We start from the raw sequence: 5561 nt of genomic DNA on the forward strand, positions 1-5561 counted from the left end.
GCCAGGGTCATGTCGACGTCGGACGCGGGCGGCACCCAAGCCGATTTTCGCGCCGTCACTACGGCGCGGGCAACGCGCCACCCCAACTTGTGGGGAAACCCCAACAGACTCCAAGAACACCCGTCCGAACTTCTGAGGAGGCATAGAATGATATTCGATGTGAGTCCCCTCGAGGCCGTCGTGCTCGCCGTCGTCGCCGTGTTCATCTTCGGCCCGGACAAACTCCCCAAGATGATCAGCCAGGCCATGGGGATCCTCCGTAAGGTCCGAGAGTTCTCCGAGAGCGCCAAGCAGGACATCCGCAAGGAACTGGGCCCCGGGTTCGAAGAATTCGACTTCCAGGACCTCAACCCCAAGGCCGTGGTCCGCAAGCAACTGGCCGCCCACAGCGACGACTACGGCCTGAACGAGATCCAGGGCCTGCGCCACGCCGTTGCGGAAAACAGCCGGGAAGTCACGGCATCGGTGCAAGCCATCCACGCACACGCACCCAACAGCACCGACGACCGGCCCACCGGCTGGCCATGAGCGCGCACCTCGGCAGATCACCACTGCGCAGGGCACTGCTCCGGCTCAGGCTTGAACTCAGCGTGCTGCCTGTCTGCGACGTGGATCGGGCGAAGGACTTCTACGAGACGCTGGGACGTTGCCTGGACGTCGGCAACACGTCCGATGAGGAGCACCGCGCGGTGCACTTCACGCCGCCGCGCTCCGAGTGCTCGATCATCTTCGGCGACGGGATGACTGCCGCCAAGGCCGGCTCGACCCGGGGCCTGCACCTCATCGGCCGACAGGGAATGACCAATCGGCAGATCGCTGTCGAACTGTCGAGGTCGCCGAGCACGGTTGCGGCGCAGCTGAGGTCGGCCATGCGCAAGTACGGGGTGGGATCCCGAACGGCGCTGGCGGTGAGTGTGACACAGGCAGAGAGCATCTGAGCACCCTGGGCATGTCTGCCTACTGGTCGTTCTCTAGGTCATCTGCCCCATCACAAACCCTGCGTTCACCCGACCCAGACTCACGGGGCGGACGGACGCAGCGATGGAGGGTTGTTCATGCATGCGGTGCACGAAGCAAGTTCGCGCGAGCACAAGCCTGACATCTGCGTGCTTCGCGCCGCTGCAAGTCACATCACTGTGATCACCCCTCATACCGGGAATACCGATTGGTTTTCATTCGCTTCAGGATATGAAACCGATCGGCTTAAATCCGGTGCAAGAAGAGGAATCCGATCGGTTTCCAGGATGGAACCGGCCATGGACGACAGGGTCCTGGCACAACCGGAATAAACAACACAGGAGCAGAACATGTCGCACACGCACGTCACGGCACCCACGCAGTACGTGGAGGCGGGAGGAGTCCGGCACGCATACCGCCGGTTCGGCAAGCCGGGTGGCACCCCCCTGGTGTTCCTGGTGCACTTCCGCGGCGGGATGGACAACTGGGACCCGGCGGTCACCGACGGGCTGGCCGCGAACCGGGAGGTGATCCTGTTCGACTACGCCGGGGTGGCCGGGTCCAGCGGCGAGGTGCCGAACACCTTCGAGGGCTTCGGTGATGACAGCGCGGCGGTCATCCGGGCGCTGGGCATTTCGCAGGCCGACGTTCTCGGTTTCTCCATCGGCGGTTACGTCGCGCAGGAGATAGCGCTGCGCCACCCTGAGCTCGTGCGCCGGCTCGTGCTGGTCGGCACCGCACCGCGTGGCGGCGAAGCCGAAGGCCGGGACCCGAAGGCGTTGGAGGTGGCCGCGAATCCGGTTCCGACCATGGAGGACTTCCAGTTCCTGTTCTTCGAGCCGTCCGAAGCCAGCCAGCAGGCCGGCAAGGACTTCTGGGCGCGGCGCCACCAGCGCACTGTCGACGTCGACCCGCTGAGCGGGCCAGAGGTGACCAAGGCCCAGGTCGCGGCCATCACGGCATGGCGCGAGCCGGTTGGTGAGCGGTTCAGCCAGCTGAAGACCATCCACCAACCCACCCTGATCGTCAACGGCAGCCACGACGTCATGGTGCCGACGATCAACTCCTACATTCTGCAGCAGCACATTCCGGGTGCGCAGCTGATCATCTACCCCGACTCCGGGCACGGCGCGCTGTTCCAGTACCCCGAACTGTTCGTGAGCCACGTGTCCCGGTTCCTGGACAGCGAACGCGCCTTCAGCTGACCGGCGCGGCGGCGAGCCGCAGCCGAACGTCAAGGTGATGGTCTCCCGGCGACCGCCGGGTGAGGAATCCGATCGGTTTCCAGGATGGAACCGGCCATGGACGACAGGGTCCTGGCACAACCGGTATGAGCAACACAGGAGCAGAACATGTCGCACACGCACGTCACGGCACCCACGCAGTACGTGGAGGCGGGAGGAGTCCGGCACGCATACCGCCGGTTCGGCAAGCCGGGTGGCACCCCCCTGGTGTTCCTGGTGCACTTCCGCGGCGGGATGGACAACTGGGACCCGGCGGTCACCGACGGGCTGGCCGCGAACCGGGAAGTGATCCTGTTCGACTACGCCGGGGTGGCCGGGTCCAGCGGCGAGGTGCCGAACACCTTCGAGGCTTTCGGTGATGACAGCGCGGCGGTCATCCGGGCGCTGGGCATTTCGCAGGCCGACGTTCTCGGTTTCTCCATCGGCGGCTACATCGCCCAGACTCTGACGCTGCGCCACCCCGAGCTCGTGCGCCGGCTCGTGCTGGCCGGCACGGGACCGCGGGCAGGAGAATTCGGGGGCCAGGACCCGAAGATATATGAGGTGGCCGGGCACGATCCGGAGATCACCAAGGATGGGTACCTGTTCCTGTTCTTCGAGCCGTCCGAAGCCAGCCAGCAGGCCGGCAAGGACTTCTGGGCGCGGCGCCACCAGCGCACTGTCGACGTCGACCCGCCGAGCTCGATGCAGGTCGCCAAGGCCCAGGCCGGGGCCATGGGCAAATGGCGCGAGCAGGTCGGTGAGCGGTGGAGCGAGCTGAAGACCATCCAGCAGCCCACGCTGATCGTCAATGGCAGCCACGACGTCATGGTGCCGACGATCAACTCCTACATTCTGCAGCAGCACATTCCGGGTGCGCAGCTGATCATCTACCCCGACTCCGGGCACGGCGCGCTGTTCCAGTACCCCGAACTGTTCGTGAGCCACGTGTCCCGGTTCCTGGACAGCGAACGCGCCTTCAGCTGACCGGCGCGGCGGCGAGCCGCAGCCGAACGTCAAGGTGATGGTCTCCAGGCAACCGCCTACCGGCCCGCACACGATCGCGCCGATGGAGTGAGCTGCGGCCTCGTCGGGCCACGAGGCCGCACGGCGACAAGGTCCCGTCTTCGTCGGTGCCCAAGAGAGGCAGCAATGCGCCCGGCACATCGGGGCGGGCGGGTATGCCGGGTCCGGCCTGTGCATTCGATCCGTTCGATCCGTTCACCGGGCTACCGTAACCGGGGCCCCCGACATCGGCCGGGTGGACCGTCAGGGGCCGTCGGCATAGTCAATGCACAGCGACCCGTTGGTGTCGGCCGGTTGCGGAGGCAAGGTGGCGAGGCGCGCAGCAGAGGGCGCGCGGCCTGATCCACAAGGCGGTAGGCAGCCTGCGCTCCAGGCGGCCACCTTGAGGGAAGTGCTACTTCAGTCACAGATAGGACAGTGTTGACCTATACGGTGGAAGCGTGCAGAGAGTCGAATACAGAGCCGCTCAGCGGAACACCTGGTGGTTGTGGTTCGCAGGTGCGGTTACGTTGTCTGCCTACTCCGTCGTAGCTCTGGCAACAGGGTGGTCACGAGAGATCGGCATCGGCGCGTTCCTCTCGACATTCGGCCTCATGGGGATTCCAGCAGCCCCGTGGCTGGCCGGCATGGCGCTTGGGCGCACGATCGTAGACGCGCACGGCATCCAGACGCGGAGGCTGCTTGGCAGCTCCGCCGCTGCCTGGCATGAGATTTCGGAGATCAAGGTAGACAAAGTCGGCCACGGGAACTGCGACTATTGGATCCACATCAGCCGCCACGATGGTGATTCGTTTCGCCTTCCGGCTCCCATGACCTCCGATGTCGGGCCCGATCCGTCCTTCGAGGCTGTACTGAAGAAGATCACGCACCAGTGGCAGGAAGCGACCAGACCGTGACGGTGAAGTTGGTGAGCGGCTCGGAACTGGCAGCGCGATACTGAGATTCCAGAAGCCAGCGCGTGTACACGGGACCTTGCGGCTCCTGTCCAGTGGCCTCTTCCCAGCGAGAGCAGATGGCGCGCACCTTCTCCTCGACTTCGGCGGTGCTGTCTACGCCCTGGGAGCGCATGACATCAGTCGTGACGACATCGAGCGCGCAGACACGTACGAGATCTGAGAGCGCGAACTCGCGGGGCTCCAGGGGGTTGATCCTGGTGGGCGCGCGTATTCAACTGTCGCCAGTTCTCGGCATGGACCGACCTGACTGTGACCGAGCGTGATCGCCACCACGAGTACGTTTACGATCACGGTGGCATCTCTCCCCGCAGCGTCTCACTAAAAGCCGTCCCGTAAGTGATCTTTGAGTGGGTGACGGTGCGGTTGCCTGCGGGGAGTCCGGGGCTTCTATCCGGCGAGGGCGAGGTTGTGCAGGCGGGCGACACCGAGCATCGCGTGGTGCACCGTCGCCCTTGAGGCGACAGTCACGCAGGATCTTCCAGCCCTTCATCCGGGCGAACGTGTGCTCCACGCGGGCACGAACTTGCTTGTGGGAGCGATTGTGTTCCTCCTTCCAGGCCGGAAGCTCCTCGCACTTGGTCCGGCGGTGCGGGATGACGAGCCCGGTTCCTTGATAGCCGCCGTCAACGATCGTCATCGTCTTGCCGACGGCCTCTTTTGCGCCGGATTCCTTCCAGCCGCGGGAGTCGTGGCGGTTGCCTGGCAGTGGCCGGCCGACCACCACGACCATGCGGGAGTCTGCGTCGATCACGACTTGGTGGGCGTTGGAGTAGCGGTAGTTCTTCGACTGCTCGGCGATACTCCGGTCGCGGGTGGGCACCAGGGTGCCGTCCACGATGAGCACGGCGTCCTTGCCGAACCGCTTGCGCGGCCGGAGCGCTAGCTTCGGACCGAGGTGGTCGATGATCCGGGCGGCGGCGGACTTGGAGGTGCCGAACAGCAGGGCGAGTTGGCGCAACGTCAAGTTCGTGCTCCAGAACGCCGTGACCAGCAGGATGCGGTCCTCCAGTGGCAGGCTCCACGGCCGCCCGCGCCGCGACTCGTCCCCGATCTCACGGCGCACCACGGTCACCAACTTGCCGAAACAGCGCGGGCTCAACCTGGTGAACGGGGCTATCCAGGACGGCTCCGACGCCGTGATCACACCAGGCACGCCAAGATCATCTCAGTGAGTGCGAGCTGACCTGTCAGACTCGCTACCCGAGGGCCTTGGCATACCAGTGATCCGCCCTGCCATGGCCTTCGTATGGCGTGGTCTCTGAGGCGCACCCCGCGGTGTGGACACCTGATAATGGATCTTCTTCGTCCTGGAAGGTGTAGATCTACGTGGCACGGCCCTCGAAGTACAGTGCGGAGTTCCGTTCCGACGCGATCGCGTTGTGGCGGGCTTCGGCGGGCA

5 protein-coding genes and 1 pseudogene are annotated in these 5561 nt (G+C 65.1%); 5 read left to right on the plus strand and 1 reads right to left on the minus strand.

Annotated features, from left to right (window positions below; translation table 11 throughout):
• Positions 1-147: 147 nt before the first annotated feature.
• The 5 genes from ABZ904_RS50340 (at position 148) to ABZ904_RS50360 (ending at position 4102) form a co-directional block, all read left to right on the plus strand.
• Positions 148-528, plus strand: a complete 381-nt coding sequence (locus ABZ904_RS50340; RefSeq protein ID WP_361830969.1) for a sec-independent translocase — start codon at positions 148-150, stop codon at positions 526-528.
• Positions 525-938, plus strand: a complete 414-nt coding sequence (locus ABZ904_RS50345) for a LuxR C-terminal-related transcriptional regulator (protein WP_361830972.1) — start codon at positions 525-527, stop codon at positions 936-938. The genes ABZ904_RS50340 and ABZ904_RS50345 overlap by 4 nt, the downstream gene beginning before the upstream one ends.
• A 369-nt stretch (positions 939-1307) precedes the next feature.
• The gene (locus ABZ904_RS50350; protein ID WP_361830975.1) at positions 1308-2162 is read left to right on the plus strand and encodes an alpha/beta hydrolase; all 855 of its coding nucleotides are present in this window, start codon (positions 1308-1310) and stop codon (positions 2160-2162) included.
• A 147-nt stretch (positions 2163-2309) separates the two neighbouring features.
• A complete protein-coding gene (locus tag ABZ904_RS50355; RefSeq protein WP_361830978.1) occupies positions 2310-3167 on the plus strand; it encodes an alpha/beta hydrolase in 858 nt (285 codons plus the stop codon).
• A 479-nt stretch (positions 3168-3646) separates the two neighbouring features.
• Positions 3647-4102 (plus strand): PH domain-containing protein, encoded by a 456-nt coding sequence (locus ABZ904_RS50360; RefSeq protein ID WP_361830981.1) that lies wholly within the window; start codon positions 3647-3649, stop codon positions 4100-4102.
• Positions 4103-4549: 447 nt separating this feature from the next.
• Here ABZ904_RS50360 and ABZ904_RS50365 read toward each other — a convergent pair.
• A pseudogene (locus ABZ904_RS50365) lies at positions 4550-5315 on the minus strand (transposase).
• Positions 5316-5561 lie beyond the last annotated feature (246 nt).

The sequence above is a fragment of the Streptomyces sp. NPDC046900 genome (assembly GCF_040644975.1).
GTDB lineage: Bacteria > Actinomycetota > Actinomycetes > Streptomycetales > Streptomycetaceae > Streptomyces.

Bases quoted from the DNA above. Each gene is read 5' to 3' on its own strand.
- ABZ904_RS50340 (WP_361830969.1), top strand. From the start codon at position 148: ATGATATTCGATGTGAGTCCCCTCGAGGCCGTCGTGCTCGCCGTCGTC.
- ABZ904_RS50345 (WP_361830972.1), top strand. From the start codon at position 525: ATGAGCGCGCACCTCGGCAGATCACCACTGCGCAGGGCACTGCTCCGG.
- ABZ904_RS50350 (WP_361830975.1), top strand. From the start codon at position 1,308: ATGTCGCACACGCACGTCACGGCACCCACGCAGTACGTGGAGGCGGGA.
- ABZ904_RS50355 (WP_361830978.1), top strand. From the start codon at position 2,310: ATGTCGCACACGCACGTCACGGCACCCACGCAGTACGTGGAGGCGGGA.